We start from the raw sequence: 26,635 nt of genomic DNA on the forward strand, positions 1-26,635 counted from the left end.
TACGCCCCCTGTACTCACTGTCCGGCGATTAGCCATCGCAATCGGGCGCGAGATTGACTGGATCGTGCGAGAAGCGCGGCCTGCTCGCGACGGAAGCTAAGCGGAAAAACGAAGCCATTATCGCGGGAGCGGCATCTGTGTGGCTGTCACATGTTGAGCGAATGGCGAAGCGGGCGTGTCCAATTGCTGGTTGTGCGTCCGAGAGCTTTTCGCGTTGCGATGCGATCGTCGCAATCGCGTCCAGCACTGGCCTCAATCAGGGCGAGCACCAGCCGCAATCACGTCCGATTGCTTCACTACATGCCTTACGGTCCAGCGCGCGTATCGGAGTAGGACATTATGACTGCCATCGTTAGAGATTTCTTTGTGTTTGTCACAACGGCCATTTTCGTCTTTGTCGCAACATGTGTGCTCATGGTGAGCGACGCGCCGGCGCATGAGTACAAGGTCGGTGCGATCGACATCGGTCACCCCTGGTCGCGTCCGACCCCAAAGGATGCCAACATCGCTGGCGGCTATCTCACCATCACCAACAAGGGAAAGACGACCGATCGCCTGATCGGCGGCTCGTCGCCCGTGGCAAGCCAGATCGAGGTGCACGAGATCGTCGACGTCGACGGCATGGCGAAGACGCGTCCGGTCGCCAACGGCATCGAGATCAAGCCCGGCAAGACCGTGGAGCTGAAGCCCGGCGCGCTTCGCATCGTGCTGCTCGGCCTCAAGGAGCCGCTGCAGGTCGGCCAGAAGATCAAGGGGACGCTGGTGTTCGAGAAGGCCGGGCCGGTCGACATCATTTACAACGTCGAGGAAAATGCCGGAGCCGCAGTCAGCGGCGTCAACAGTGCGCACAAGCACCATTAGCGCGATCACGCTGCCTCGCGCCGGACTAGCGAGGAGCTGACCAGAAGAGGATTGAAACAACGCGCCGTCGCTGTCGGCGACGGCATGTCTTCGAACTCGAGATCCTTCATTGGGGATGCTGATCGGTGTCCAGCTCAAGTCAAATGTCGCTCGCTGCTTCGGGCATGGCGCAATCTTCACCGCAAGCAAAGTCAGTTGGTTTGCAGTCCGTCGCCGCGGTCTTGTCCGCTTCGCTGCTCGGTATCGGGCTGGCCTATTGTGCCTGCACGTTGCTGATCCCCGCCGCCGCGCATGAGGGCAGCAGTGCGTCCCTTATTTCGGCTGAGGGTCGCTCGCAGGATGTCATCTGCTCAAGCAGGGCTCCTTCGGCCTTGCCGCAGACAGCGCGTGCCGTCGAATGAGACAACGACCTTGCCTGCGGATTAGCGACATCGCAGCAAGCTTTGGTTTAGATTTTTCGCTCGGAACTTTGGGCGGCGCACGGCGTCAATTTCGCCGAACATCCACTATCAACCGTTAGGAAACCACGCGCGCGCTCTCCTCAACGCGCTAACCAATCGAAAATCGTTCTGCCGCAAATTCGTCTCGGGAAAAGAAATGGGGAGATTCCGATATGAACGGCCTGGCCATCTTGGAAAACGTTCGCCGCTACCGCACCATCGCGTCGCTGTGCCGGCAAACCGCAGCTTACCGGCCGCTGAACAGCTGTTCCCTGCTGGCGCAAGCCAGCGAATGGGAACATCGCGCCGTCGCCGAGCTCGAAGCTTATTTTGAGGCCTTCTGTCACGCGACCTCCGGCAATGCGCCGGCGCATTCCGCGAGCTACGCCGTGAACTGATGGCGGTCGCATTCGGAAACGGAAGCGCCTTGAGTTAACGAAATTTCGGCCGGCGAGGGTGATATCTGTCTGCCTTCGCCGCCCCTGACGGTAACGATCGATCAAGCTGGCGACTGGCGATACGATCGAAATTCTCCGCGCACTTAAGGCCCGCTCGCGGCGGCACATCAGGTGGCGGATGCGATCAGCCCGACCCTCAAATCTTTCGCAAAATAGACGCAGGCGTCGTCGGCAAAGACACGGCCGTTTGCAATTGCAACGGCCAGTTTGCCGCGCCTGACATGGCGCATGCTGACCTCATACCGCACGCGCCTTGTGTCCGGATTGATGCCGCCCTGGAACTTGACCTCGCCGACGCCCACGGCGCGGCCTTTGCCCGGTGAGCCCGACCAGCCAAGCCAATAGCCGATAATCTGCCACATGGCATCGAGACCGAGGCACCCCGGCATTACCGGGTCGCCGCGAAAGTAACAGTCGAAAAACCAGAGGTCCGGCGTGATATCGAGCTCGCCCACGACATGGCCTTTGCCGAACTCGCCGCCATCCACGCTGAGCTCGACGATACGGTCCATCATCAGCATGGGCGGTGCCGGCAATTGCGCATTGCCGGGGCCGAAATAGCCGCCCTCGCTCGATTTGAGCAGGTCTTCTTTGCTGTAGGACGATTGCGGCGTGTGACAATCGCGAGGGTTGGTTAACACGGCGTCACCTGGCGATGTTTGGTGGGTGGCTGCATCGTCATCGCTAATATGCAGATGAATAGTACCCGGTGCGTGAGCCGATAACCAGCTTTCCACGATGGGCGGCCATGAACTCCCGGACGATGGACGCCGCCGCGGCTCGTCGGAGCTACGCTGACGCGATCAGGCTGCCGCCCGTTTCATTGCGCGCTGCGCTTGTTGGGACAGCGGGATCGGAAGCTCGGCCGGCATGACGTCGGCCTCGACTGACGCATCGGGTACAAGCGGGACAAGTTCGTCGACGGCGCTCTCGATCCGATTGCGGCCAAGCGCCTTCGCCTGATAGAGCGCCTTGTCGGCGCGCTCACATAGCGCCTCGATGTCGGCCGGTCGGTCGTGCGCATGGGCGAGCCCGATACTGACCGTGGCGGCGATCGGAACCCCGTCCACGATCCGCGCCGCCGCCGCAAAACTCCCGCGCACGCGCTCGGCAGCCGCAATCGTCGCCTGTTGGTCAGGTCCGCTGACGATCGCGGCGAACTCTTCTCCCCCAAGCCGGCCCGCGATGCTGTCCCGCGGCAAATTGGCAGAGAGCGTGTGCGCGAACAGCCGCAGCACGCGGTCGCCCATCGAATGCCCATGACTGTCGTTGATCGCCTTGAAGTAATCCAGATCGAACAGGAGGAACGCGACCGTTCCGCTCGCCGGCGCGCTCAACCGCTGCTCGGCGAATTCCATGAAGGCACGACGGTTGGCGAGGCCAGTCAGCGCATCGGTCATCGAGGCGCGCTTGTGCGCGAGCTCGCTCCGCTCCTTGGTGAGCGCCAGAAAGAGATAGTTGATGGCGATGAAGTAGAGCAAGGTGAACGTGCTCACGATCGCGAACCAGAACGACCGCAGCGCATCGAAGCTGGTGATCGGAGCCTCTGCGAGCGGAGACGCCAAGGCGAGCGGAATGCGCACGAGAAACAAGCCGCCACCGAGCGCGGTCAGCACGATCAGTGGCCAGCGCGACAGCAGCGGCTCGGCGCGGCCCCTCCACAGCACGTAGGCGCAGCCGATCGAATAGGAGCCTACGGCAGCTGACACCATGATCATGCGCGCCGTGGCGGAATCGTACAGCGGCGGGATCTGGCAGGCTGCGATCCAAGCCAGCGCACCGGCGAGCAGGACGGCGGGGCTCGGCCGCTTGCCTTCGAAGCAGCGCGCGTCCTCCAGCATCAGCGCGCAGGCGCTGAACAGCACCACATAGGCGATGTCGACCGAATAGACGTCCGGGATCGTGCCGCGCAGGCAGAGCAGGCCAAGCGCGGCCGCCATCACGCGCACTGCGCCGCTCCACCAGGCAAGCGCGCGGACCGCGCGATTTTGCAGCCAGGCAAAGAAGGTCAGCGCGCCGAGCAGCACCATCACTGACAGCATCAGCACGTAGATTGTCGGAACGTAGAGTAGCGGCATGGTTCCTGCCCGGTCGCAGGCCCTGCACCAAATCGGTGCTACGATTTGCTTGCGATAGTCGGTAAACGTCGTCGAACGGCTTTCCGAATTCTGGGAAGCGGTGGCCCGCCACGCGCTCCAACCGGCAGATCTCGGATTGCCTCCGATTTGCGCTGCCTTGCAAATTATCCTCGGCTGGCCACATCAACAGGAGCGCAGGTTGACCGGTCCCGGCATGGCTGACACGGCAGATACCGCGAATGTGATTGTCCGGCCGCCGATCGCGTGGGCGCTGGCGGTGCTTGCCGGATTCGTGCTCAACTGGCTCTTGCCCTTGCCGTTCTTGCCGGCCGCGCTACCCGCAGGCTGGCTCGGCGCGATAGTGTTTGCCCTTGCGCTGGCGCTGGTTGCGTGGGCGATTACTACCATGACCCGGGCCGGCTCGAACGTGCCCACCAACCTGCCGTCCACGACCATCGTGGACACTGGCCCCTACCGCTTCACCCGCAATCCCATCTATCTCGGTATGGTGCTGGGGCTCATGGGCCTCGCCATTGCCTTCAACAGCCTCTGGCTGTTGATGATGCTGGTGCCCTTCGCGCTCGTCATCCGCTACGGCGTGGTCGCCCGCGAGGAAGCCTATCTCGAGCGCAAGTTCGGCGACGTCTATCGTCGCTACTGCGCGCAGGTACGGCGCTGGCTGTAGAGCCTGCCGGCCAGGATACGAGGGCCGGGGAACCCGTGCCTCGCCGTTTACGCTGCGCAGAACAGCATGGGCATGGGTCGCCGGAAGGCGTATAGTGGTGTGGTCCTTCGCGCAACTGATCGATATCAGATGGAGGTGGCCATGAAATATGTGCTGCTTGGAAATCTGAGCCCGGAGTGGGCAAGCAAGCAATCGGAGCGGATCGACAAAGCCAAGACAAAACTCGACAAGCTTGGCATCAAGGTCGAGTCGATCCACTACACGCAGGGCTACTACGATTTCGTCGACATCGTCGATGCCCCGAATGAGGGGGCAATGCTCGCGTTCTCCGTCTGGTACGCGACCCAGGGTCTGGGGCGGATCCAGAGCATGCCGGCCTTCGACGCAAAGACCTTCGAAACCGCGATTAAGGACGCGGTGGGCTAAGCGCCTCGTGGTGGCTCACGGCTTTCCTGCGAAGCCTGTGCCACTGCGCTTGCGCGATGCTAAGGCCGCTTGAAGCTCTCGCCGAACCAATGCCGCCACCTCGGCTCGCTCGCTGCGGCGCGCTGTTCTGCGTCGTCGCCATAATAGTAAAGGCCCATGCTTGCATTTGTACCGCTGTCGGTGCCGTAAGTCCCGATGAGGGCAATGCCGGAGGCCGGAGCATTCAGGCGCAGCATGATATAGCGCTGCGTGGCATCCTGCTGCACGCGTTCGACAATGCCGGACAGCCTCTCTGGTTGTTGTGGTGTCGTCCGCTCTTCGCCGACGTTTGCGGCGGCGAGACCGAGTTTCTCGGTCAGGCGTTTCCAGACCCCAAGCTGGGCGCCTTCGTCGCGGGTCATGACGAAGAGGGACGCCGCCTTCTTACCAGCGAAGTGCGAGAGATAGACGCGAAGCACTTCAAAGAAGCCGGGCCACCCGCTTTCGAACCCTTCCAACTGATCATCCCAATCGTCTGTCGAGGCAAACAGCGAATGGACCATGCGGACGACACACCGGCCGCCCGACCTGCTGGTTATGGTGACCTCGGTCGCGACGGGCGGTGCGCCTTCGCTCCACTCGCGTTCGACATAGCCGAAGCGGAATGGCGGCTCCCAAGCCGTGACTTCGCCCGTGGCGGTTCCATTAGGGCCGAAGTCGAAGTGGATGGCGCCACCGATGTGCTCGTCAACCTTAGTCTTGGTGAACCAGGCAGTATTGCCGGGTCCCGTCGCCATCGCCTGCCACACCTGCTCAGGCGTGCCAGGCACGATCAACTCCATCTCGACCCAGCGCTTTCCGGTTTCATCCTTCTTGAGTGGCATGGGAATCCTTTCAGGACTGAGCGTCGCGGGGCGCTGGATAGGACGCCACGACGAGCCGGTGCGGTCGTCCGCCCGGTGTACTCTCGTCGTGATAGCGTGCCGCCAGCGCCGCGACGACATTGGCGAGATCTGAGGTGAAGGCCGCGCGATCTGCAGGCGATCGGAAGCGGATGACAGTGTCGATCGAAAGGGTGGCGAGACGCTTGTCCTTCTGGCGGGCAGTCCGCCACAGGTCGCCGACCTCGCGGACGATGCGGGCTGCCAAGGCGATGAGATAACTGGCTGATAGACGGTCGTTGTTGCGGGCCGGATCGGCGCCGATTGGACCTAAGGCAGCGGGCGAGACAACATAGGACGATGCCGTCGCGACCATAAGACGTTCCGTGAGTCCGCCCCATTGACGCTCTTCGGTCGGTTCGACCAGCTTGTGCTCCTCCAATGCGCGCAGGTGGTAGTTCACCCTCTGGCGCGTGAGGCCAACTTGCCCCGCGAGCGCGGCGGCCGAGGCTGGCTTTGAAAGTGCCGCCAATAATCGAGTCTTTATCGGGTCCAGCGCCAGCGCCGCGGCCGCGGGGGCCTCAATGACATCAAGTTCGAGCATGCGCCCTTGTCGCATTGACAAATTTTTTTGTCAAGATGGACGCCACGATGCAGCATCCCGTCCTGCGCCGCCGGCGCCAAATCTTGCCGGACCTGCCGCCGGTTCTGCGAGAACACGCTCCGATCGCACCTTGTCGCGGGATGATGAACGGTGCGACATCGGAATATCGCACGGTAGACATGCGACCTGCGTCTTCGGCCTATCATGAGATGCGCAAGCCGTTGCTCTCGGTGAAACGGAGTCACACGGCAACATAACAGCGGCCGCCTCGTCGAGGTGGCGCGGCCATCTCGGTCACTGCAAGAAAAGGCCTGCCAAGTTCACGAGGCTGAGGCCCGCAAGGACTATGCCAATCAAGATCAACGTGACGCGCGGCGACAGGACGCGCAAGAGATAGCCGGCAAGCGGTGCAGCCAGCGCGCCGCCCATGATAAGTCCGAGCGCGAGCTGGCCATAGAGCGCGAAATCCAGCTTCGTCAGAAAGGCGGCTGAAACGCTCAAAGTGACAAAGAACTCGGCCGCATTCACCGAACCCACTGTGCGGCGTGGATTGTCGCCGGCGGCAACCAGCGTCGCGACGACCAGCGGTCCCCAGCCGCCGCCCCCGATCGCATCCAGAAAGCCGCCGCCAGCGCCCACAAGCGGTGTCGGCGGCCGCCACTGATCCAGCTTCCATCCGGCCACGCGTGCGAGGATCAGCACTGACATGGCGCTCAGATAAACTGTGACAACAGGCTTGACGATGGCTTCGGGAAGACCGGTCAGAACATAAGCGCCGAAGATACCGCCGCAGACGCCGGCGATCGCCACCTTGAGGAATAGTCTCCAGTCGACATTCTTGTTCCACAGATGCGATACGCCCGAAATCGCGGTGGTGACGACTTCCGCGGCATGAATGGCTGCACTCGCAAGGGCGGGAGAAACGCCTGCGGCAATCAGGCTTGAGCTTGCGATCACGCCGAACGCCATGCCGAGGGCCCCATCGACCATTTGCGCGACAAAGCCGATCGCGATCAGAATGAGAAACTGAACGTCCATCGATTGGCAATCCGCAGCCTGTGTCCCGCGTGGTCACGTGTTATAGCGAGGACGCGCCTCCGTCGTCACGTGCCGATGGCGGGTTTGACACGTTTTTCGTGCAAGCAGCGGTTCGCACGGAAGCGTGCCGGTGGCGCTCACAACGCCATTCGCAAGGCATCCACGATCACGGGGACGCTCGACCGGGACTTATATCAGACAGACGTCGATCGTACATGACAGCTAGCGAAACAGCGGGATCGAACAGGTGCTCCAGTCGCGGTGGTGATCCCATCTGCTTCAACCGTTCGTCTTGGCCTGCATGGGCGCGCACGATGCCCTGACACCGCTTAGCGCTTCCATTTTGCGATACCATGCAAGGATGGCGGGCGTCTTTGGCGAAGCGTCGGCAAGAGAGAGTTGGGTCAGGTTCGACGCGATCGACAGGTCCGCGATGGTCGGCGTGTCTCCGGCGACATGGGCGGAACGTGACAGCCTCGCTTCCAAGACCGGAGCCACATCGGCCAATCGCCGTTCGCCGCGCCCGATTGCGGAGGCGTCGCCATTGGGGCCGAGGAATACTTTGTTGAGGACGATATCGACCACGGCGGGGCCGAGGCGGCACTGGTTCCAGTCAAGCCATTGTTCCACCTGGGCGCGCGCGTCGAGGGCGCGAGGATACCACTGAACCAGGTCATGCTTGGTGCAGAGGTAGCGCAGAATTGCGTTCGACTCGGTGAGCGTGAGATCTCCATCGATCAGCACCGGGACCTGATGGTTCGGATTGATCTTGCGGAAGTCGTCAGACATGTGCTGGCCGGACGCCATGTCGACGACGCGCAACTCGTAGGGAATGCGAGCTTCCTCGAGTAGCGCGACGACCCGTCGCCCATGCTGAGAAAATGGAAAGTGATAAAGGATATACATGGGATCTCCTTGGCGTTTGCTTGAGATACCTGCACACAGCAAGCATGCTGACAATGCCGCAGCCTGCTCCGCGATCCAATCGGTAGTGCGCCGAGCACCGGCGATTTTGTAGTACGCCTTTGCGCGGTGCCCTCGTGGGTTCACTAGCTAGACTAGCGGCTTCCTCAATGACGCCGAAATGCATGCAACGAGAATGCGAAACACCGCGTTCAGACGGAAAAGAAAGGCTTAGATGGTCTGCCTGCTGGGCTTGCCGCGTCGCCGACCAGCGGCGCCTTGGCTGTGGTAGGGGGCTCACGCTCGACGTGGCCAAGCAGGCACGACCGCAGGGTTTCGATCTCCGGACAATCGGCGGTGCCGAGCGGGCCGATCAGGAAGCCGCTCCCCAGAGGCTCGCACCTGTAGCCTGGACAGCGCTGCACCCTTTCCGCGATCACGACATCGACCTTGCCTTCGAGCAACTCGTGCAGCCCCGCCGGCTGGCTGATGCGAAGGGCGACCTGCGGCTGGGCCTGGCGGAATTGTGCCAGGCGCGTCCGCAACCCATCAACGGCAAAACTCGCGTGTACCCCGATATGCAGCAGACTTGTGACGCCCTCAGGCTTGAGTTCGGCAGTGGCCTCGGCGAGGCAACGAAACGCCTGACGTATGCGCGCGAGATAGGTTTCGCCGGCAGAAGTCAGAATGACCTGCCGTGTCCGTCGCTCGAACAGCTGCACGACTAGCCGCTCCTCCAGCAGGCGGACTTGCTGGCTGACGGCACCGGCAGTGACGTGCAGCTCGTGGGCGGCCTGCTTGAAACTGAGATGGCGGGCGGCGGCCTCAAAGGCGCGCAGGGCATTGAGTGGCGGCAGCAGATACGTCATGGCCGGCTCCGAGCGATGCGGTAGGGCGGGAGCATGCATGAGTTTCGCTCGCTCTACAAAAGAGAAATCCTGCTTTGTCGCCGGTGAAGGCGGGCGATACCCCATGGCTGAACCTGCACGCAAACCCCAAGGAAATCTGCCGCAGTGCCGCCTGAAATGCCGTCGATCGAGACTTCGTATTCCTGGATTCGCCTCGTCGTCTCCATCACCCTCAGTACACTGGGCTGCGTCGGCATGTGGTCTCTGGTCGTGGCGTTGCCGGCAGTGCAGGCCGATTTCAATGCGTCTCGCGCCGACGCGACTTTGCCCTATACACTCGCCACCATCGGCTTCATGATCGGCGGCATCATTGTCGGCCGATTGGCGGATCGATTCGGCATCTTGCCACCCTTGGCCAGCGGCACGATCTTGATGAGCCTTGGCTACATCCTCACTGCCTCCGCTCCGAACCTGTCTGTCTTCGCGGTTATCTCCGGCGTCACGATCGGACTCGGCGGCGCAGCGAGCTTCGCGCCCCTGGTGGCCGACGTCTCGCTGTGGTTCGATAGGCACCGCGGCCTCGCCATTTCCTTGGCTACGGCCGGCAGCTCTCTTGCCGGAGTGGTCTGGCCACCAATCGTCCAACATTCCATCGTTGCGATCGGTTGGCGGCAGACCCATATCGGCATCGGCATATTCTGTCTGGCAACGATGCTGCCGCTCTCCCTGGTTCTGCTACGGCGGCCGGTATTTCACAAGGCTACGCTCGAAGCGGCGAGCACCGGCAATACCATCCAAGCCATAGGCCTGGCTCCGAGTGTCACCCAGGGCCTGCTGGCCTTGGCCGGCATGTGCTGCTGCGTCGCCATGTCGATGCCGCAGGTCCACTTGGTCGCCTACTGCGGCGATCTGGGATACGGCCCTGCGCGCGGCGCCGAGATGCTGGCGGTCATGCTCGGCTTTGGTGTGGCGAGCCGTCTGATCTTCGGCTGGGTGTTGAACCGTATCGGCGGCCTGCCGACCTTGCTGCTGGGCTCGGCGATGCAGGCCATTGCACTCGCGCTTTATCTGCCGTTCGACGGGCTGGTCTCACTCTACGTCATTTCCGCTGTTTTCGGCCTGGCGCAAGGTGGCATCGTGCCGAGTTATGCGGTGATCATCCGTGAGCTGTTCCCGGCGCAGGAGGCTGGCTTTCGCGTCAGCCTCGCCATCTCGGTCACTCTCGCGGGCATGGCGCTGGGGGGCTGGATGGCCGGCGCAATCTACGACTGGGCCGGTTCCTACGCTTCGGCGCTGATCAATGGCATCGCCTGGAACATCGCGAACATGGCGATCGCAGTCTGGCTGCTACACCGCAAGCGTCGGCGTGCTGTCGGCGCCTGCGCCGCGGCCTAGATGCGAGACTAGACTTGTGACCTGACCCGCGGTGACTACGCGATCAAGAAAGCGCGCATCCAGACCAGCGCGCAGCAACAGCTTTTGGCGGCGATAGCGAAAAACGAAGTGGCGCACCCGACACGATTCGAACGTGTGACCTTTGCCTTCGGAGGGCAACGCTCTATCCAGCTGAGCTACGGGTGCTTCGCCGCTCCATTTAGCCGATTGGCCGGGCATGGGCAACCGGCCCTTGGCGAGGTCGTGAGACGAAGATGGTGGGGCGAGAGCCGCGTTTCCGGCGCAAAATTCCGATCCGTTTCCGCCGATTGGTGCTAGTCTTGGCTCGTTGAACTTTTCGCCATGGATGGGGACGTCCGATGTATAAGAAGGTTCTTCTCGCCTATGACGGTTCGGTCGAGGGGCGGCGCGCGTTGCGGGAGGGCGCAAAGCTCGCACAACTCTGCCGATCCGAGGTTTTTTTGCTCGCCGTCGTTGAGGTTTCCTCGATCATGACGCCGGAGGCCGGGCTCACGATCCCGATCGAGCTGCAGACCGAGGATTACAAGGCCATCCTGAACGAGGGCGCCGAGCGCTTAAAAGCGCTGGGATTTGCGCCGACCACCCGGCTTGAGGTCGGCGATGCCGGGCAGAAAATCGCCGAGGTCGCCGAAGAAATCGGCGCGCATCTCGTTGTCGTCGGCCATCGCCCGCAGGGGGCGCTGGCGCGCTGGTTCGGTTCGATCGGCAGCTATCTCGTCAAGCGCCTGCGCTGCAGCGTGCTGGTGGCGCAGACCGAGATCAGCGACGCCGAGTTCGAACGGCTGAAGCCGGCGGAAGCGACGGCCTCGCCATAATCTGAGGCCGATCCGAGCTTTAGTTCGCGGGAACGATGATCTTGCCGATCGGCCATAGCGCGATGCCGGCAAGCTTCAGGTGTGCCCAGGCAAAGGGAATGCCGATAATCGTCACGGCGAGCAGGACGGCTGTGACGACATGGCCGAGCGCGAGCCACCATCCCGCCAGCACCAGCCAGATGATGTTGCCGATCACCCCGAGCGGCCCGGTGCCGATATCCTCCTGCCCGGTATAGATGTCGCGGGAGACCGCCGTGAAGCCGAACGGGAAGAGCGTGTAAGCGGCGATATTGAACGCGGCCCGCGCCCAGGGAATGCCGATGATCGTGATTGCCATGACGATTGCGGCGATCAGCCAGCCGAACGCCATCCATGCGCCGCCGAGAACGATCCAGATGATGTTGAGCAGCAGCGAGACGGGTGACATGGATAAGACTCTATCTTGCCGCGCGTGCGAATGAAATCGAAAACCGCCTTGCGAGCGGAACCCGATTGCCGTGCGTCTCGCAGCCGTTAAACTCTCCTGCCTAACGACCAGGCAACAAGCGTCGATGAGGAGAAACGTCATGCGTCCGCTCGAATTCGGCTGGTATTTGCCCACGCATGGCGACACCACGGCCTATGGCCTGATGGAAGCGCAGATTCCGGGCTCGCCGGAACTTTGCGACCGCGTGGTGCAGGCGGCCGAAAAAGCCGGCTTCGAATATTTGCTGATCCCGGTCGGCTCGGTGTGCTGGGAAGCATGGATCACCGGCGCTTTCATGGCGGCGCGCTCATCGTCCATCAAGCCGCTGATCGCGGCGCGGCCCGGCTACATCAACCCGGTGCTGCTCGCAAAAATGATCTCGACTTTCGACCAGATGTCGGGCGGGCGCATCTGCATCAATCTGATCGCCGGCCAGAACGAGAGCGAGGTCGAAGGCGAGGGCGTGCGCTACCCGAAGGAAGAACGCTACGAGCTGATGGAGGAAGAGGTCTCGATCCTGAAAGCGCTGTGGACCACCCGAGGGCCGGTAAACTTCGAGGGAAAATTTCACAAATTATCGGGCGCGCATATCAGGCCGCGTCCCCTCCAGCAGCCCTTTCCGAAATTCTATCTCGGCGGCGGCTCGCGCCAAGCCTGGGAATTGTCGGCCAAACATTCCGACGTGCATCTGTTCTGGGGTGACCTGCCGGAGAAGATCGTCTCGAACATCGCCGAGATCAGGCAGATGGCGCGCGCACATGGCCGCGAAAACGACATCGGGTTCGGCATGCGGCTGCAGGTGATCTGCCGCGAGAACGAGGCAGACGCCTGGGATGCCGCCGATCAACTGGTGCGGCACGCGACAGAGCGGCAGAAGCAGGAAATGAAGACGCTCTACAACCGCTCGGAGGCGAACATGCGCGTGCAGCAGCTCGCGCGCGAACATGGCGATCTGCTGCTTCCCCATCTGTGGACTGGCATCACCAAGGTGCGCCCCGGCGCCGGCATTGCTGTTGTCGGTAATCCCGTCCAGTGCGCCGACACGCTGCAGCAGTTCATTGATGCCGGCTGCCATTCCTTCTGCCTTTCCGGCTATCTGCACGACGAGGAAGCCGAGCGCTTCGGCCGGCTGATCCGGCCCATTCTCGCCGAGAACAACCGCGGCCGATGGGCGGCTTAGAGCAGGATAGGGATAGGTCAGTCATGCTGCAGTGCATCTGCAGGGTCATTTGGAGCCGGGTCTATTGCTGCGATGCGCTGCGGTGCAAGCCTTTATATCACTCGCGGTGATGGGGGCGCGGCGCTAAAGTCGGACCGTTTCAACTGGGTACCGCCAAAATGAGTGGGTCGAGCTCGGTCCTTGCCTGGAGCTCTGCGCTAGAAGAATTCGCGCTGTTTCGAACGCTCAGTTCCGAACAGCGGCTGAAAGCACTCAACGCCATGGTCCGGCAAGATCTGGTGCGCGGGCAGATGCTGGTCGCGCAAGGCGGGCCGTCGGACTCGCTTTTCCTCGTGCTGCATGGCGCGCTCGCGGTGCGCAAGACCGGCTATCTCGAGCCGATCGCCGAGCTTCGGGCCGGCGAACTGGTCGGCGAGATCGGTTTCTTCGCCAATGTGCCGCGCACCGCCGACGTGATCGCGATCCGCGACACCAGCGTGCTGGCGCTGACGCGCCCGGCCTATCAGAAGCTCGTCGCCGAAGCTCCCGCCATCGTGGAGGCGCTGCTCGCGGCGCTCGCGCAGCGGTTCGCCAGGGAGACCGCGCGCATCGCGCCGTTCCGCACTTCGCCGAAGGCGCGAACGGTGGCGCTGATCGGCGGCGGCGTCGAGCCGCCGCCTGTCACTTTCGATCGCCGCATGCGCGAGGGGCTCGCTGCGACCAATGCCGAGATCGTCGATGCCGCCCGCTTGCACGCAATGTTTCCCGGGCGCGCGCTCGATGCGCATGAAGTTACCGAATGGCTGAACAAGCTCGAGCACACAGCGCCGCTGGTCGTCTATCTCGCCGGCCACGAGGCGTCGCCCTGGGCGCGCAAGGCGATCCGGCAGGCCGACATGGTCGTGTTCGCCTGCCGCGGGGAAGCGCCCGCGGCGGTGTTGACTGACATCGAGGCCTTTGCCTGCGAAGTTCATTCGATTTCGGCGCGCCGCCTCGTCCGCATCCATGACAAGCGAAGCGGCGCGGTCTCCGGTACCGCGGCATGGCTCGCCCGGCTGCCGTCCTTCATGCATCACCATGTTGCCCTCGAAGACCAGGTCGATATCGACAGCCTGATCCGCTTTCTCTGCGGCCGGGCGGTCGGCTTCGTTGCCGCCGGCGGCGGCAGCTTCGGCACCGCCCATGTCGGAATCTACAAGGCGTTCCGCGAACGCGGCGTGATGTTCGATATCTTCGTCGGCACCAGCGTCGGCTCCGCCATGGTGGCCGGCTTTGCCAAAAATCTCGAAGCCGAACATCTCGAACGCGGGACGCACGAAATCTTCGTCAAGAGCCGAAGCTTCCGCCGGCCGACCTGGCCACGTTACTCCCTGCTGGACCACAAGGCGTTCGACCGCGCGCTGGCGCAACAATACGGCCCTGACTGCCGGATCGAGGACATCTGGCGCCCCTTCGCGGCCGTCGCCACCAACCTTTCGACACATAGCCTCGAACTGATCCGCTCCGGCCCGCTCTGGCAGGCGGTGCGTGCATCGAGCGCGATCCCCGGGCTGTTGCCGCCATTCTACACGCGGGAAGGGGCGATGCTGGTCGATGGCTGTCTCATCGACAACGTGCCGCTGGCCTCGATGCACCAGCTCAAGAGCGGTCCCAATCTCATCGTGCATTTCGGCGAGCCGGCGGCGGAGATGTTCGACGTCGACTATGAATCGCTGCCGGGGCGGCTAGAGCTGATCGCCGCGATGCTGACGCCGTTCCGCAAGAAGCTGCTGCCCGAGGCGCCGAGCGCCGTGAACGTATTGTGGCGAAGCCTCGTGGCGCATCAGCGCTACGATACATTGCCGACCGGCCCGTTCGACACGGTGATGCGGCCGCCGCTTCCGCTCGACATCGATGTCACGGATTTCGATCGACACACGGAAATCTTTGAAGCCTCTTATGCGTGGGCCAAGGAGGCCATCGTGGCACTGGAGGCGGGCGGCAGCACGGCGATTGCAGCCATCCTCGACACCGCCGCGCTGGAGCGGCGTCAGACCGCGGCCTCGGTCTCCAGCCGCGCACCCAATAGCCGCCTCGCTTCGGCGGCCGGCTTCAGTGCGCTGAACAGATAGCCCTGCATCTGCTTTGGCCGTGATCGCGGGATGAAGCGCCGTTTGTGGCGAGCGCTTCACCCTCTAGCGGCGATAGCCGCCGCTACGCGAATAGGCGGCGCGGGTCTCCTGCGCCGGACGGCTGCTGACGCTGGCGCGCGCCTCGCTGGCGCGCGGGGTCGCCAGCTTGAGGTCTTCCAGGAAAATCGGCTTCGAGAAATAATAGCCCTGGGCATAGCGGATCTTGGTCGCAGCCTGCAGATACGCCAGCTCCTCGAAACTTTCGAGCCCCTCGGCGATCACGGTCATGCCGAGCGCTTCGCTCAACGATTCGATCGCCCGCAGGATGCCTTGGCTGCGCGGACGCTTATGGATGTCGGTAATGAAGGAGCGGTCGATCTTGATCTCGTCGGCGGTGATGTCGGCCAGCGCCGATAATGACGAATAGCCGATGCCGAAATCGTCGATCGAGATCTTGACGCCGAGCTTTCGGAAGATCGGCAGAATCTCGTCCTGGATGTGCGTCTTGGTGACGAAGGCGTCTTCCGTCACCTCGATCATGAAGCGCTGCGGGAATCCGGTGGCTTCGAGCGCTTCGGCGAATGGCTGCATGAATTCGGGATTGCCGGCCTGCTTGGCTGCGACGTTGATGCTGATCGTGGTGTCGGCGCCGAAGGTCTCGTTGATCAGGTCGATCGACTTCACGATCTCCGCCAGCACGAGATGCGTCAACTCGTCGATCAGGCCGAGTTCGGTGGCCAGGTTGATGAAGGTGCTGGGCGCCTGAATTACGCCCTCGTCGTCGCGCAGGCGCACCAGGGCCTCGACCCCCGTGACCGCCTGGGTCCGGATATCGACCTTGGGCTGGAACGCGCAGCAGAAGCGCTTTTCCAGGATGGCAAGCCGCAACGACTGCTCGATCTTCATGCGCGCCAGCGCCTCGCGCTCCATGCTGGCGTCGAACAGCGCCGCCGCGCCCTTGCTACCGTTCTTTACGCGGTACATCGCGATATCGGCGTTCTGGCGCAGCACCTCATAGCTGCGGCCATGTTCGGGATAGAGGCTGACACCGATCGAGGTCGAGGCGAAGATCTCGGACTGATCGATGAAGAACGGCGCCTTCAGCCGCTGCAGAATGAAGTGGATGAACTCCTCGACCTCGGCGACGCTCTCGACGGGGTTGAGCAACAGCACGAACTCGTCGCCGCTGATCCGCGACAGGATGTCGGATTCGCGCAAGTCCAATCCCAGCCGCTTGGCGATCTCCACCAGCAGTGCGTCACCGACCGGGTGCCCGTAATAGTCGTTGATGTGCTTGAAATTGTCGACGTCGAGGAAGGCCAGCGCGAAACGGCCCTGTCCGTTGTCGTATTTGAGGAGACTGTTGACGCGGTGCTCGATCACGCGCCGCGTCGGCAGTCCGGTCAGCTCGTCGTAGTAGGCGGAGCGGAACAGGTGGTCCTCGAACGCCTTCTGCTCGCTGATGTCGGTCGAACTCGAGATCAGGAAATTGCGCCCTGCGACCTGGATGGGGCGGTGCGAGGTCAGAAACACCTGCTTGGTCGAGCCGCCGGCAATGGCCTCTTCCAGCACGGCGGGGCGGCCGGCGCGCAGCAATTCGAGGCAGGTTTCGCGGCGGTCGCTTAGCTGTGAAGCCGTGCCCGTCTTAGCCGGCTGCAGGAGGACCGCCGCAGCATCGTTCATCAGCACGAACTCGCCGCTCTCGTCCTGAACCGTCACGCCGGCCGGCAGCAGCTTGAAGACATCCCGCAGAATGCTCAATTCGCAATCAAACATGCTTTCGTTGGCCTGCGTCGCCGCCGCCTGAAAGTCTTTCTTGTAGGGACTATGCATGCCACGGAGATTGGCAAAGGCCCTTGTAGCATTGGTTAAGTGGAACTACGAAAAACCGGGACAACCGTAAAAGTCGCCGATTTCCGATCGTATTGGCTCGATCGTCATTAACAGAATATCAACGTGATGCGAGAGAGCACGGCTGCGAAGTGAACTTCGGTTCATGTATCGCGAAAAACGCAATGCGACTCTGCATCGCGACGGATGCGTCGAAAAACGAGCGGGAGTCCAATCTGGCCTAGCTTGCGGGAATCCGGCATTGCATCGTGCAATGCACGCCTGACTTCAGGAAGCGGATTTCGGTCTTGCCGTCGAAGGCGCGAAGCGCCGATTGGAATAGCTTGGTGCCGAAGCCAGCCGGGCCGACCTTTTCGATCACGGGACCTTCGGTCTCATCCCAGGTGATGTTGAGACGACCCTCCGATACCGACCATGACACCTGCAACAGCCCGCGGGCTGAAGAGAACGCGCCGTATTTGCCGGCATTGGTCGCAAGTTCGTGAAAGATCAGTGCCAGGCTTACTGCGAGCTTGGCCGGCAGGAATAACGAGTCCCCGTTCAAATTGAATCGGACATGGCCGTAAGGGCCGAGTTCGGAACGCAGCATGTCCTTGATATCGCAGCCGCTGCCGTCGAGCCGCGCGATCAAATCGTCGGTAGCCGACAATGCGCGCAGGCGCCCATCGATGCTGCTCCAGATCTGCGGCTGGTCCTGCAGCACCTGGTGGAGCACGGCGTGGATCGTCGAGGTCTTGTTCTTGAGCCGGTGCTGCAACTCCTCGACCAGGAGCTTGCGGTATTCTTCCTCCTTGATCAGGCGTTTGGAATCTTCCCGCTGCTGCGCGACGATGGTCCGGTAGTGCTCGACGCCCCAGATGGCGATGCCGCAAACCGCCCAGAACATCACGAGCAGCGCAAGCCGCGCGGGATCGGCAGTCGCGCTGCCGAAATTGACGGTGACGCCGAGCACGCCTCCCGCGATCGCCGTTGCGATTCCGACCCGGGCGCCGCCGACGGCCGCGGCCAGGAATACGGCCGGGAAATACGGCGTGAAGAATACGTCGGGGCGAAGCTGGGCAACGCCCCACCGGGCGAGCGTCGACAGCGCGAGGCAGCCGGCCGCAAACGCTGTGCTGAAAAGCAGCGAGGGCTGGGAAATTCCCTGCCAGCCGCGCCTCAATTCGTCGATCAATTTCTTCATCGGGCTTGTCACTTCACGTGATCAGCGAATCCAAAATAAGGCCGATCATAGCGAAAATAGGAGATTTCTGAGCCGGCGATGACAGGGTGTCCGAAACAAGCCGCTGATGATGGCGATGGAACAAGCTCGCTTGCCTTGTCGGCGAGGGGCGGGGATAGTGGTGTCAACCACTGATCGAGGGGGACGCAATGGGACGGCTGGACGGCAAGGTCGCGGTGATCACAGGTGCGACGAGCGGCATCGGACTGCACACCGCGGAACTCTTCGTCGCCGAAGGCGCAAAAGTCGTGATCGCTGGGCGTCGCGCGCTCGAGGGCGAGGCGCTGGCCAAAAAGCTTGGCGCTGACTGCGTGTTTCGCCAGACCGACGTCACGGTGGAAGAGCAAGTGAAGGCGCTGATCGCCTTTTCGGTGGAAAAGTTCGGCCGCATCGATTGCCTGTTCAACAATGCCGGCGGGCCGGCGCAGACCGGCGGCATCGAAGGCCTCGAGGTCGAGCGTTTCGACGCCGCAATGGCGACGCTGGTGCGCAGCGTCATGCTGGGCATGAAACATGCGGCCCCGCAGATGCGCAGGCAGGGTTCCGGCAGCATCATCAACAATGGCAGCATCGCGGGTCGCCTTGCCGGCTTTTCATCCTCGATGGTCTATAGCGCGGCAAAGGCCGCCGTCATCCACCTCACCAAATGCGTGGCCATGGAGCTTGGCGAAGCCAACATCCGCGTCAACTCGATTTCGCCCGGCGCGATCGCGACCGGCATTTTCGGCAAGGCGCTCGGCCTGTCGGTCGAGGCCGCCGAAAAGACCCCGGCCGTGATGCGTGAGGTCTACAAGTCGGCCCAGCCGATTCCGCGCGCCGGTCTGCCCGAGGATATCGCGCATGCCGCGGTGTTTCTTGCCAGCGACGAATCCTCCTTCATCAACGGCCACGATCTCGTTGTCGACGGCGCCATAACCGGTGGCCGTAACTGGAGCCAGCAGCAGCAGGGCTACGTCGCGCTGAAGAAGGCGTTCGATCAGGGGGCGGGATAAAGAAGATGACGCCGTCATTGCGAGCCGTTGGCTCCTCGCAATGACGGCCATAGTTTGGGACAAAGGAGACGCAAATGTCTGCAACATTCCAACTGTCGCCGCTGTCGGAAGGCCGTCCATTCTACCTTGCCGTCATCGCCGGCCTCGCCTGCGCTTTCGTCATCGGCAAGGCGCCGCCGTCGACCATGGACGCGGTCTCGGCGATCATCGAGCCGCTATGCGCCAATAGCGTGACGGGCTTGCAGGATGTCGTCGAGCCGATCTCTTCGCATGCACTGCCGAACGTACCGGGCAAGCGCGTCACCATTGTCCGCGTATTCTACGGCCCCGGCGGATTTACGCCTGCGCACCGGCATGCCGGCTCTGTCACTGCCTATGTCACCAAGGGCGAAATCCGATCGCAGCTCGCCGGTGGCCCGGTCGAGACGTTTGGCGTCGGCCAGTCCTTCTTCGAGCCGCCCGGCTCGACGCATCTGGTCTCTGCCAATGCCTCTGCCACCGAGCCTGCGGAATTGATCGCAGTGTTCGTCGCCGATGAGGGCGCGCAACTCACGACGCTGGTGAAGTAGTCTGTAGGATGGGCAAAGCGAAGCGTGCCCACCTTTCCAAGCGGCAATCCTGAGACGGGGTGGGCACGCTGCGCTTTGCCCATCCTACACGCCTATCACACCGGCTTCAGCACGACGCGCAAGCCATCCCGCGGCTTCGGGATCGGCCACATCTGCCAGTCCGCCTTGTAGCCGGGCTCTAGCGAGACACTGAGATTCTGCAGGAAATGCCGGGCAAAGCATTTCGCCTGCATGTACGCGAAGTGCAGGCCGAGGCACATATGCGCGCCGCCGCCATACGGCACCCAGGCGAAGCGGTGGCGGTTGCGCTGTGCTTCGTCAGAGAAACGCATCGGATCGAACCTGTCCGGTTCGGGCCAGATCTCCGGCATATGGTGCGTGAACAGCGGATTGACCCCGACCAGCGTGCCGGCGGGAACTTCGTACCCCCTAAACGAAAAGTTACGCACCGCGCGGCGCGGCATCGATGGCACCGGCGGCTTCAGTCGCAGCGCTTCCTTGAACGCCATTTCCGACAGCGGCATCTTCTCCAAATTGTCGATGCTGGAGGGATCGTTGGCCTCGATGCCGAGGCCTTTGACTTCCTCGCGCAAGTGCTGCTGCCATTCGGGGTGGGCGGCAAGCTCGCCGACAAAGGAGGTCAGTGACGATGTCAGCGTGTCATGCGCTGCCATCATCAGAAAGCTCATATGGTCGATGATATCCTGGGTCGACAGCAGCGCGCCGTCATCATGCGTCGCCTGGCACAGTTGCGAGAACAAGTCGTCGCCGCCGCCCCGCGCGCGGCGCATCGGAATCTGTTCGGCGAAGTAGGCGACGATCCGCTTGCGGCCTGCAACGCCGCGGCCCATTTGCGTGAACGGCAGCGGTCGCCGGATCGGCGCCACGGCTGCCGCCACCATGTCGACGAAGGCGCGGGTGATCTCGTCGACCTCTGGCCCGATGTCGGCGCCGAGGAACGACGTTGCCGCCAGATCGAGCGTGAGCTGTTTCATTGCCGGATACACCAGCATCTCGCCGGGCCGCGCCTTCCACTGCTTGACCCGCGCGGCAACGCCGCGGTCGAGATCGACGAGGTAGGACTTCATCGGCCCCGATTTGAACGCGACCGACAGTGCGCGGCGGTGCAGGCGGTGCTCTTCAAAATCCAACAGCATCAGCCCGCGCGGAAACAACCGGCCGAGGATCGGTCCCCAGCCATGGGTGGAGGAGAACAGGCGCGCCTGGTCGAACAGCACGAGCTCGTTGGCCTCGGGCCCGAGCATCGTCACGCTGGTCTCGCCGAACAGATGGGTACGGTAGATCAAACCGTATTTGGCGGCCGATTTCTCAATCTGTCCTTTGGGGTCGGCCAGCACCGCCAGCGTGTTGCCGATGAACGGCCAACCCTCGTTACCGGGAATGTGCCGTAACGCCTTGGGGTTCGGCGGCACCGGTATATTGGCGGGAGAAGCCACACTCTGCATCGACATGGCTGTTGCTCCGTTGAGTCTCGAAAGTCGCCAATATTATCCACGAGTTGGCGGCTTTGTCGCGGGCTTAAATAGGGCACCACTGCTTACCCCGTCATTGCCTGCAACAAACGCAAAGCGTTTGTGCAAGGGAGCGCGACAAAATTGCAAAGCAATTTTGTCGCTGAAGCGACGAAGCAATCCATACCTCCGCATGCCGTGCTATGGATTGCTTCCGCCTTCGCCAAGGCTTCGGCGGACAAGTCGCTAACGCTCGCAATGACGGAGAGAAATCCCTCCCTTACCTGACGAGAGTCACGTCTTGCGCTTGGCGGCTTCCTTCTGCAGGTCGGGTGCATTCACGGTCGGGATGGCGACCCGGCCCGGGCCGGTCAGCGGCAGGGCCGCGGCGGCTTTTTCATTTTCCATGATCTTGGCCATCACGGCCTGACCCGCACGGTCGAACACTGCGCGGTTTTCGATCAGGAATTTCTGCGATTCACGCAGCTTGGCGACATAGCCGTTGATCTCCGGAATCACATAGCGCGCCACCATGTCCCAGCTTCGCCGCGTATTCTCCGGGTTGGCCCAGTCGTGCACGAAGCCGATGATGGCGCCGACGCCGCCGGAGACCTGCATCAGGTTCTTGATCGTCTTCACCAGGTCATCCGGCGTGCCGATGGTGGATGCCGCGTTCTCGCCGCCTGCGGTTTTCTCCACGGCATCCTCGGGCGAAGTGAACGGCTCGAGCCCCGGCCGCTGCAACGTGCGGACATTATATTCATTGTGCCAACGCATCAGCCCGGGGCCGGCCTCGCGTGCGGCCTGTTCGCGCGTCTCGGCAATGTGCCAGGATAGCAGCACGCGCCAGTCGGAGCGGCTGACGGTGGTGCCGGCCTTCTTTGCGGCATCCTCCGCAAAGCCCCATTGCGTCGGCAGCGCCATCAGGCCCTGCGTCGACATCGAACCGAGCGAAATGATGCCGATGCCGTATTTGCCGGCGAGCGTCATACCTGAGGGCGAGATCTGCGACGCCACCACGAACGGCATGTCTTCCTGCAGCGGCAGCAGCTGCAGCGCAGCGTCCTGCATGGTGAACCAGTCGCTTTTCGCCGTGACGCGCTCGCCCTTGAACAGGCGTCGGATGATCGCGATCGCCTCGTCCTGGCGGTCGCGCTGCGTCATCGGATCGATGCCGAGCGTATGCGCGTCGGACGCCAGCGCACCTGGTCCCGAGCCGAAGATGGCACGGCCGCCGGTCATCCAGTCGAGCTGCACCATGCGCTGCGCGACGTTGTAGGGATGGTGATAGGGTAGCGAGATCACGCCGGTGCCGAGCTTGATACGCTTGGTGCGTTCGCCGGCGGCGGCCAGGAACATTTCCGGCGAGGCGATCATTTCCCAGCCCGAGGAATGGTGCTCGCCGCACCAGAACTCGTCGAAGCCGAGCGTATCGATCTGCTCGACGAAATCGAGGTCGCGGCGGAACTGCAGCAGCGGATTCTCGCCGATCGGGTGATGCGGGGCGAGAAAGGCTCCGAATTTCAGGCGTGCCATGGATCGTTCTCTCCGGAATTGTTGTTCTTGGAGTTGGTCGGCGCCAAGGTACGGGGTGAGACATTGCAACGCAATGCTCGAACCCTGCGGCAAGCGCATGGTGGTCGCGCGAGCGCGGCGGCATGCCGCCGCCCGGAATTCAGATTCCTTGGGGCGATCCGATCTCACTGCGTCAGTTACGGGCAGGGACTTGTAATGGCATCTATCGAGTGTGGTGCTCTCGACGGTGAAGCCGGCGAGCTGGCGCGGGTCGGGCATGTACAGCACGACGGCACAGATCGCCATTGCCGCCGGCGTAGCGATCGTCGTGGTATTTTTCGCGATCGACTCCATCGGAGCGGTGCGGCTCGCATCGCTGGCGACGTCAGCTCTATTCGTACAGTCGATCATCGCCTGCGCCGTATTTCTGACATGGATGCGTCGCGTCACGCGATGACAAATTCACGTCAATTGCCGAAATTTGATTGTGGGGAATGACAGTGCACGGCCTTTCTCTTTTGCGATGCAACAACTATCTGTCCTTGGTATCCGTGGTTAAGAAGAATCGCCCCAGGAGCCATCGTTGTCGCTCGCCAAAAACGTCGAATTCCTGCGCCATTTCCCGAAGCTGAACGGCTTCAATGGCCTGGGAAGCTATGGCCGAAGCGCCGTTTCGGGGGCGCAGAGTCCGCTCGCCGAGATTTCGGTGTTCGGCACCAATCCCGGCGCGCTCAAAATGTACGCCTATGTGCCGGACGCTTTGCCGCGCGCTTCCGCCCTCGTTGTCGTCCTCCACGGCTGCGGCCAGACCGCCGCCGGTTATGATTTCGGTACCGGCTGGTCGACGCTCGCCGAACGCTATGGCTTTGCGTTGCTGATGCCTGAGCAGCAGCCCGCCAACAACGCCAACACCTGTTTCAACTGGTTCAATCCAGGCGATATCGCGCGCGGCCGCGGCGAAGCCGCGTCGATCCGCCAGATGGTCGCGCGCATGGTGGCCGATCACAAGATCGATTCGCGCCGCATCTTCATCACCGGGCTTTCCGCCGGCGGCGCAATGACCTCGGTGATGCTGGCGACCTATCCGGAAGTCTTTGCGGGCGGCGCCATCATCGCCGGCCTGCCATACGGCATCGCGAGCAATGTCCGCGAAGCGCTCGGCGGCATGATGCAGTCGACCTCGCGTCCCGCCGGCAAGCTCGGCGACCTCGTGCGCAAGGCGTCGAAGCACAAAGGACCGTGGCCGAAAGTGTCGGTGTGGCACGGCAGCGCCGACCGCACCGTCAATCCGGCCAACGCCGATGAGATCGTCAAGCAGTGGCTCGACGTTCACGGCCTGCCGGCCGCGCCGATGTCGAGCGGTGAAGTCCATGGTCATCCGCGCGACGTCTGGTGGAATGCCGACGGCGAGACGGTCGTCGAATCCTACACCATCACCGACATGGCCCACGGCACGCCGCTGGGGCTCGCCGGAAATGACGAGCGCTATGGCGCGGAAGGCGCCTTTTTGATCGAGGCGGGGATTTCCTCGTCCTATCACATCGCGAATTTTTTCGGCCTCACTGATCGCGTCAGTCCGACCAGCGAGGCGCCCAAGCCGGCGCCAGCAGCGAAGATCGTGCCATCCGCAGCCACAGAATCCCTGCAGTCGTCGGATCTCGCCGCCAGGCTATGGTCGAGGACTCACAAGCCGGTTCGCCAGCCCACGCCGATGCCGCGCGAACCGAAGCGCCGCGGCATCGATGTCGGCGCCATCATCACCCGCGCGCTGACGGCGGCGGGGTTGATGAAATAGCCGCGTTTCGCCGCGCCCTTCCGCTCACATTTCGCCGGTCAGGAACGGATTGGTCAGACGCTCCTGGCCGATGCTGGAGCCCGGGCCATGGCCGCAGATGAAGCCGACATCGTCGCCGAGCGGCAGCAGCTTCTGCTTGATCGAATTGATCAGCGTGGCGTGGCTGCCGCCGGGCAAGTCGGTGCGCCCGACCGAGCCGCTGAACAAGACATCGCCGACATGGGCGAAGCGCAATTCCTTGTTGAAGAACACCACGCTGCCCGGTGAATGGCCTGGGCAATGCAGGATGTCGAAGGCCAGTTCGCCGATCGAGACTTGATCGCCTTCGTCGAGCCAGCGGTCGGAGGCGAAATTGCGCACCCCGGTCATGCCGAATCGCTCTCCGCTCGAGACCACGTTGTCGAGCAGAAACTTGTCGGCGATGTGCGGGCCCTCGATTCTAACCTGCAACGCATCGCGCAACTCGGCGGCGCCGCCCACATGGTCGATATGGCCGTGGGTCAGCCAGATCTTCTCGATCGTGACGCCGGTCTGCTTGATCGCCTCCAGAATCCGGGGAACGTCGCCGCCGGGATCGATCACGACGCCCTTCTTGGAAGGCTCGTGCCAGATGATGGTGCAGTTCTGCTCGAACAGCGTCACCGGCACGATCATCGCACCGGCCTTCGCCTGGGTATCGGTTTTGTTATCCATAAGGCCAACATATTCATCCCGCGGAGGGGGTCAACACGGGTTGCATCGATATGTAACCTTCAAGCGACCTACACGGCGCCGTGATAAGGTTGCGCCAGCTTCAGCAGTCGGGTGTTCCATGAACCAGGTATCATCGCCGGTGGTCGGGTCCCGCACCACCGCCCGCGCCTTCTTTGTCAGCGAGCGCCTGAACACGTCGGGGCTCGAACGTGGCGATGTGCTGGCCACGACACCGCTTGCGTTTCGCGTCAATGTCAATGGCATCGCTATACTCTTCCGCTACGGCGTGGTGGTCCTGATCGGATTGAATGCGCTGGAAGAGGAAGAATTCCTTCGCGGCCTCGATCAGCGCATGATGGGGAAATTCGCACGGCGCGATGAGGAAATCGCCATCATCGAGCTGTCGCCGGAAAAGGAAGAGCAGATCCCGCCCGGCGGCCCGATCTGCCTGCAAAGCCTGTCGCCCGAGCGGCTGATCCTGATCAGCGAGGCGCTAGCGAAAAGCGTCGTTCTGGCCCGGCACGAGCGCGAGGTTGCCAGCGTGTTCGACACGACCGAACCGTTCGCGCGGGAGCTGGCGCGAAGCGGGCGCATGCGCGGCAGCCGCCGCTCGATCCTGCAGAATATCGGCAGCGCGCTTCTGGTGCGCCACCGGGTGTCGGGGCCGGTCGAAGTGGAGGAGAAGCCGGACGTGCTCTGGGACAAGCCGCATCTGGAGCGGCTGTATGCTCGCCTCGCCGACGAGTACGAGCTCAAGGAGCGCGCGGAATCGCTGAACAGCAAGCTCGCCGTGATCGCCGAGAGCGCGCAGGTGCTGACCGATATCATCGACACCCGCCGCTCGCTGCGGCTCGAGGTGATTATCGTGCTCCTGATCCTGTTCGAGGTTCTGGTGACGATCTATCAGCTCGCCATGGGCCGGCATCCATGATCTCCGTCGTCCCGGCCAAGCGAGCAACGCGAGCGCGAGCCGGGACTCGTAACCACAGGCGTCTGTTGTGCGACGGCCGTAGCTCCAGCTCGGCGCAACGACAAGCGCCGGTGGTTATGGGTCCCCGCGTTCGCGCTAGCTGATTCACACGTCTTTGAGGGTTTCCCAGGCGGAAGCTACGCCCAAGAAGTATTGGAGGCCATGCCTCATGGTGATGGGGCCGGGTTTGGTGCGAGGGTATCCATCCCATCCGCCGAGGCGAGCAATGATCCATGAGGCCCAGGCCAAGGTTTGCGGGCGATGGGGATTGCTTTGGAGTTTGGTCCTGCCTTCGTATTTGGTGGCAAGCGCGGCGAGTAACTTGATCTGCTCTTGGTTGAACGCGTTGCTGGCAGGTTCAGCGCTGCGTCCGTCGCGAGCCTGAACA

General features: G+C 62.6%; 26 protein-coding genes, 1 tRNA gene and 1 pseudogene. 13 read left to right on the forward strand and 15 right to left on the reverse strand.

The window, feature by feature from the left end; all coding sequences use genetic code 11:
• Positions 1-339 precede the first annotated feature (339 nt).
• Positions 340-861, forward strand: coding sequence for a copper chaperone PCu(A)C (locus J6524_RS34470; RefSeq protein ID WP_225678360.1), 522 nt, complete (start codon positions 340-342; stop codon positions 859-861).
• Positions 862-1,474: 613 nt separating this feature from the next.
• Positions 1,475-1,699 (forward strand): hypothetical protein, encoded by a 225-nt coding sequence (locus tag J6524_RS34475; protein ID WP_225678361.1) that lies wholly within the window; start codon positions 1,475-1,477, stop codon positions 1,697-1,699.
• Positions 1,700-1,866: 167 nt separating this feature from the next.
• On the opposite strand, the gene fabA is transcribed toward J6524_RS34475, so the two are convergent.
• A complete protein-coding gene (fabA, locus tag J6524_RS34480; RefSeq protein WP_225678362.1) occupies positions 1,867-2,400 on the reverse strand; it encodes a bifunctional 3-hydroxydecanoyl-ACP dehydratase/trans-2-decenoyl-ACP isomerase in 534 nt (177 codons plus the stop codon).
• Between the two features lie 162 nt (positions 2,401-2,562).
• On the reverse strand, positions 2,563-3,837 hold the full coding sequence (locus J6524_RS34485) for a GGDEF domain-containing protein (protein ID WP_225678363.1): 1,275 nt from the start codon (positions 3,835-3,837) through the stop codon (positions 2,563-2,565).
• Between the two features lie 199 nt (positions 3,838-4,036).
• Between J6524_RS34485 and J6524_RS34490 the strand changes: the two genes are divergently transcribed.
• Positions 4,037-4,522, forward strand: coding sequence for a methyltransferase family protein (locus tag J6524_RS34490; protein ID WP_225678364.1), 486 nt, complete (start codon positions 4,037-4,039; stop codon positions 4,520-4,522).
• A gap of 141 nt (positions 4,523-4,663) precedes the next feature.
• Positions 4,664-4,948, forward strand: a complete 285-nt coding sequence (locus J6524_RS34495) for a GYD domain-containing protein (protein ID WP_225678365.1) — start codon at positions 4,664-4,666, stop codon at positions 4,946-4,948.
• Between the two features lie 59 nt (positions 4,949-5,007).
• Here the strand turns inward: J6524_RS34495 and J6524_RS34500 are convergent, their stop codons facing one another.
• The 5 genes from J6524_RS34500 to J6524_RS34520 all read right to left on the reverse strand — a co-directional run bounded on the left by J6524_RS34500 (position 5,008) and on the right by J6524_RS34520 (position 9,222).
• Positions 5,008-5,769, reverse strand: coding sequence for an SRPBCC family protein (locus tag J6524_RS34500; RefSeq protein WP_225678366.1), 762 nt, complete (start codon positions 5,767-5,769; stop codon positions 5,008-5,010).
• Positions 5,770-5,821: 52 nt separating this feature from the next.
• Positions 5,822-6,412 (reverse strand): helix-turn-helix domain-containing protein, encoded by a 591-nt coding sequence (locus J6524_RS34505; protein ID WP_225678367.1) that lies wholly within the window; start codon positions 6,410-6,412, stop codon positions 5,822-5,824.
• A 294-nt stretch (positions 6,413-6,706) separates the two neighbouring features.
• The gene (locus tag J6524_RS34510) at positions 6,707-7,450 is read right to left on the reverse strand and encodes a sulfite exporter TauE/SafE family protein (RefSeq protein ID WP_225678368.1); all 744 of its coding nucleotides are present in this window, start codon (positions 7,448-7,450) and stop codon (positions 6,707-6,709) included.
• Positions 7,451-7,729: 279 nt separating this feature from the next.
• Entirely contained in the window at positions 7,730-8,356 is a 627-nt protein-coding gene (locus tag J6524_RS34515) for a glutathione S-transferase family protein (RefSeq protein ID WP_225678369.1), read from the reverse strand.
• A 209-nt stretch (positions 8,357-8,565) separates the two neighbouring features.
• Positions 8,566-9,222 carry a LysR family transcriptional regulator gene (locus J6524_RS34520; RefSeq protein WP_225678370.1) on the reverse strand — a complete coding sequence of 219 codons (657 nt, stop codon included), beginning with the start codon at positions 9,220-9,222 and terminating at the stop codon, positions 8,566-8,568.
• A 156-nt stretch (positions 9,223-9,378) separates the two neighbouring features.
• On the opposite strand from J6524_RS34520, the gene J6524_RS34525 reads away from it, so the two are divergent.
• On the forward strand, positions 9,379-10,596 hold the full coding sequence (locus J6524_RS34525; RefSeq protein ID WP_225678371.1) for an MFS transporter: 1,218 nt from the start codon (positions 9,379-9,381) through the stop codon (positions 10,594-10,596).
• A gap of 109 nt (positions 10,597-10,705) precedes the next feature.
• Here the strand turns inward: J6524_RS34525 and J6524_RS34530 are convergent.
• Positions 10,706-10,782: transfer RNA gene (locus tag J6524_RS34530), tRNA-Arg, on the reverse strand.
• 173 nt (positions 10,783-10,955) lie between these two features.
• On the opposite strand from J6524_RS34530, the gene J6524_RS34535 reads away from it, so the two are divergent.
• A complete protein-coding gene (locus tag J6524_RS34535) occupies positions 10,956-11,432 on the forward strand; it encodes a universal stress protein (RefSeq protein WP_225678372.1) in 477 nt (158 codons plus the stop codon).
• A gap of 19 nt (positions 11,433-11,451) precedes the next feature.
• Here J6524_RS34535 and J6524_RS34540 read toward each other — a convergent pair whose 3' ends face one another.
• On the reverse strand, positions 11,452-11,859 hold the full coding sequence (locus J6524_RS34540; RefSeq protein ID WP_225678373.1) for a YccF domain-containing protein: 408 nt from the start codon (positions 11,857-11,859) through the stop codon (positions 11,452-11,454).
• 139 nt (positions 11,860-11,998) lie between these two features.
• On the opposite strand from J6524_RS34540, the gene J6524_RS34545 reads away from it, so the two are divergent.
• Both J6524_RS34545 and J6524_RS34550 read left to right on the forward strand, forming a co-directional pair.
• Positions 11,999-13,078, forward strand: coding sequence for an LLM class flavin-dependent oxidoreductase (locus J6524_RS34545; RefSeq protein WP_225678374.1), 1,080 nt, complete (start codon positions 11,999-12,001; stop codon positions 13,076-13,078).
• A 158-nt stretch (positions 13,079-13,236) separates the two neighbouring features.
• Positions 13,237-15,168 carry a patatin-like phospholipase family protein gene (locus J6524_RS34550; protein ID WP_225678375.1) on the forward strand — a complete coding sequence of 644 codons (1,932 nt, stop codon included), beginning with the start codon at positions 13,237-13,239 and terminating at the stop codon, positions 15,166-15,168.
• A 63-nt stretch (positions 15,169-15,231) separates the two neighbouring features.
• Here the strand turns inward: J6524_RS34550 and J6524_RS34555 are convergent, their stop codons facing one another.
• Both J6524_RS34555 and J6524_RS34560 read right to left on the reverse strand, forming a co-directional pair.
• A complete protein-coding gene (locus tag J6524_RS34555; protein WP_225678388.1) occupies positions 15,232-16,944 on the reverse strand; it encodes a putative bifunctional diguanylate cyclase/phosphodiesterase in 1,713 nt (570 codons plus the stop codon).
• A 295-nt stretch (positions 16,945-17,239) separates the two neighbouring features.
• Positions 17,240-18,202 (reverse strand): sensor histidine kinase, encoded by a 963-nt coding sequence (locus tag J6524_RS34560; RefSeq protein ID WP_225678376.1) that lies wholly within the window; start codon positions 18,200-18,202, stop codon positions 17,240-17,242.
• A 188-nt stretch (positions 18,203-18,390) separates the two neighbouring features.
• Here J6524_RS34560 and J6524_RS34565 point away from each other — a divergent pair, with 188 nt between their 5' ends.
• Both J6524_RS34565 and J6524_RS34570 read left to right on the forward strand, forming a co-directional pair.
• A complete protein-coding gene (locus J6524_RS34565) occupies positions 18,391-19,233 on the forward strand; it encodes an SDR family NAD(P)-dependent oxidoreductase (RefSeq protein WP_225678377.1) in 843 nt (280 codons plus the stop codon).
• A gap of 74 nt (positions 19,234-19,307) precedes the next feature.
• The gene (locus tag J6524_RS34570) at positions 19,308-19,802 is read left to right on the forward strand and encodes a cupin domain-containing protein (RefSeq protein ID WP_225678378.1); all 495 of its coding nucleotides are present in this window, start codon (positions 19,308-19,310) and stop codon (positions 19,800-19,802) included.
• A 95-nt stretch (positions 19,803-19,897) separates the two neighbouring features.
• Here the strand turns inward: J6524_RS34570 and J6524_RS34575 are convergent, their stop codons facing one another.
• Both J6524_RS34575 and J6524_RS34580 read right to left on the reverse strand, forming a co-directional pair.
• Complete coding sequence (locus tag J6524_RS34575; protein ID WP_225678379.1) at positions 19,898-21,274, reverse strand: cytochrome P450; 1,377 nt, start codon at positions 21,272-21,274, stop codon at positions 19,898-19,900.
• A gap of 294 nt (positions 21,275-21,568) precedes the next feature.
• A complete protein-coding gene (locus J6524_RS34580) occupies positions 21,569-22,810 on the reverse strand; it encodes an LLM class flavin-dependent oxidoreductase (RefSeq protein WP_225678380.1) in 1,242 nt (413 codons plus the stop codon).
• 256 nt (positions 22,811-23,066) lie between these two features.
• Here J6524_RS34580 and J6524_RS34585 point away from each other — a divergent pair, with 256 nt between their 5' ends.
• Both J6524_RS34585 and J6524_RS34590 read left to right on the forward strand, forming a co-directional pair.
• Entirely contained in the window at positions 23,067-23,246 is a 180-nt protein-coding gene (locus tag J6524_RS34585; RefSeq protein WP_225678381.1) for a hypothetical protein, read from the forward strand.
• Positions 23,247-23,372: 126 nt separating this feature from the next.
• The gene (locus tag J6524_RS34590; protein WP_225678382.1) at positions 23,373-24,584 is read left to right on the forward strand and encodes an extracellular catalytic domain type 1 short-chain-length polyhydroxyalkanoate depolymerase; all 1,212 of its coding nucleotides are present in this window, start codon (positions 23,373-23,375) and stop codon (positions 24,582-24,584) included.
• Between the two features lie 24 nt (positions 24,585-24,608).
• Here J6524_RS34590 and J6524_RS34595 read toward each other — a convergent pair whose 3' ends face one another.
• Positions 24,609-25,277: an MBL fold metallo-hydrolase gene (locus tag J6524_RS34595; RefSeq protein ID WP_225678383.1), complete on the reverse strand. Its 669-nt coding sequence runs from the start codon at positions 25,275-25,277 to the stop codon at positions 24,609-24,611.
• A gap of 118 nt (positions 25,278-25,395) precedes the next feature.
• On the opposite strand from J6524_RS34595, the gene J6524_RS34600 reads away from it, so the two are divergent.
• Positions 25,396-26,208, forward strand: a complete 813-nt coding sequence (locus tag J6524_RS34600) for an RMD1 family protein (RefSeq protein ID WP_225678384.1) — start codon at positions 25,396-25,398, stop codon at positions 26,206-26,208.
• 144 nt (positions 26,209-26,352) lie between these two features.
• Here J6524_RS34600 and J6524_RS34605 read toward each other — a convergent pair.
• Positions 26,353-26,635: pseudogene (locus tag J6524_RS34605) on the reverse strand (IS4 family transposase); the annotation flags it as partial.

Origin of the sequence: Bradyrhizobium hereditatis, from assembly GCF_020329435.1 — a bacterium.
In the GTDB taxonomy this organism is placed as follows: domain Bacteria; phylum Pseudomonadota; class Alphaproteobacteria; order Rhizobiales; family Xanthobacteraceae; genus Bradyrhizobium; species Bradyrhizobium hereditatis.

Coding starts and splice junctions, on each gene's coding strand:
- J6524_RS34475 (WP_225678361.1), top strand. CDS start 1,475: ATGAACGGCCTGGCCATCTTGGAAAACGTTCGCCGCTACCGCACCATC.
- J6524_RS34555 (WP_225678388.1), bottom strand. CDS start 16,944: ATGTTTGATTGCGAATTGAGCATTCTGCGGGATGTCTTCAAGCTGCTG.
- J6524_RS34505 (WP_225678367.1), bottom strand. CDS start 6,412: ATGCTCGAACTTGATGTCATTGAGGCCCCCGCGGCCGCGGCGCTGGCG.
- J6524_RS34570 (WP_225678378.1), top strand. CDS start 19,308: ATGTCTGCAACATTCCAACTGTCGCCGCTGTCGGAAGGCCGTCCATTC.
- J6524_RS34600 (WP_225678384.1), top strand. CDS start 25,396: ATGAACCAGGTATCATCGCCGGTGGTCGGGTCCCGCACCACCGCCCGC.
- J6524_RS34510 (WP_225678368.1), bottom strand. CDS start 7,450: ATGGACGTTCAGTTTCTCATTCTGATCGCGATCGGCTTTGTCGCGCAA.
- J6524_RS34470 (WP_225678360.1), top strand. CDS start 340: ATGACTGCCATCGTTAGAGATTTCTTTGTGTTTGTCACAACGGCCATT.
- J6524_RS34565 (WP_225678377.1), top strand. CDS start 18,391: ATGGGACGGCTGGACGGCAAGGTCGCGGTGATCACAGGTGCGACGAGC.
- J6524_RS34485 (WP_225678363.1), bottom strand. CDS start 3,837: ATGCCGCTACTCTACGTTCCGACAATCTACGTGCTGATGCTGTCAGTG.
- J6524_RS34595 (WP_225678383.1), bottom strand. CDS start 25,277: ATGGATAACAAAACCGATACCCAGGCGAAGGCCGGTGCGATGATCGTG.
- J6524_RS34550 (WP_225678375.1), top strand. CDS start 13,237: ATGAGTGGGTCGAGCTCGGTCCTTGCCTGGAGCTCTGCGCTAGAAGAA.
- J6524_RS34585 (WP_225678381.1), top strand. CDS start 23,067: ATGTACAGCACGACGGCACAGATCGCCATTGCCGCCGGCGTAGCGATC.
- J6524_RS34545 (WP_225678374.1), top strand. CDS start 11,999: ATGCGTCCGCTCGAATTCGGCTGGTATTTGCCCACGCATGGCGACACC.
- J6524_RS34575 (WP_225678379.1), bottom strand. CDS start 21,274: ATGTCGATGCAGAGTGTGGCTTCTCCCGCCAATATACCGGTGCCGCCG.
- J6524_RS34500 (WP_225678366.1), bottom strand. CDS start 5,769: ATGGAGTTGATCGTGCCTGGCACGCCTGAGCAGGTGTGGCAGGCGATG.
- J6524_RS34525 (WP_225678371.1), top strand. CDS start 9,379: ATGCCGTCGATCGAGACTTCGTATTCCTGGATTCGCCTCGTCGTCTCC.
- J6524_RS34520 (WP_225678370.1), bottom strand. CDS start 9,222: ATGACGTATCTGCTGCCGCCACTCAATGCCCTGCGCGCCTTTGAGGCC.
- J6524_RS34535 (WP_225678372.1), top strand. CDS start 10,956: ATGTATAAGAAGGTTCTTCTCGCCTATGACGGTTCGGTCGAGGGGCGG.
- J6524_RS34580 (WP_225678380.1), bottom strand. CDS start 22,810: ATGGCACGCCTGAAATTCGGAGCCTTTCTCGCCCCGCATCACCCGATC.
- J6524_RS34540 (WP_225678373.1), bottom strand. CDS start 11,859: ATGTCACCCGTCTCGCTGCTGCTCAACATCATCTGGATCGTTCTCGGC.
- J6524_RS34560 (WP_225678376.1), bottom strand. CDS start 18,202: ATGAAGAAATTGATCGACGAATTGAGGCGCGGCTGGCAGGGAATTTCC.
- J6524_RS34495 (WP_225678365.1), top strand. CDS start 4,664: ATGAAATATGTGCTGCTTGGAAATCTGAGCCCGGAGTGGGCAAGCAAG.
- J6524_RS34515 (WP_225678369.1), bottom strand. CDS start 8,356: ATGTATATCCTTTATCACTTTCCATTTTCTCAGCATGGGCGACGGGTC.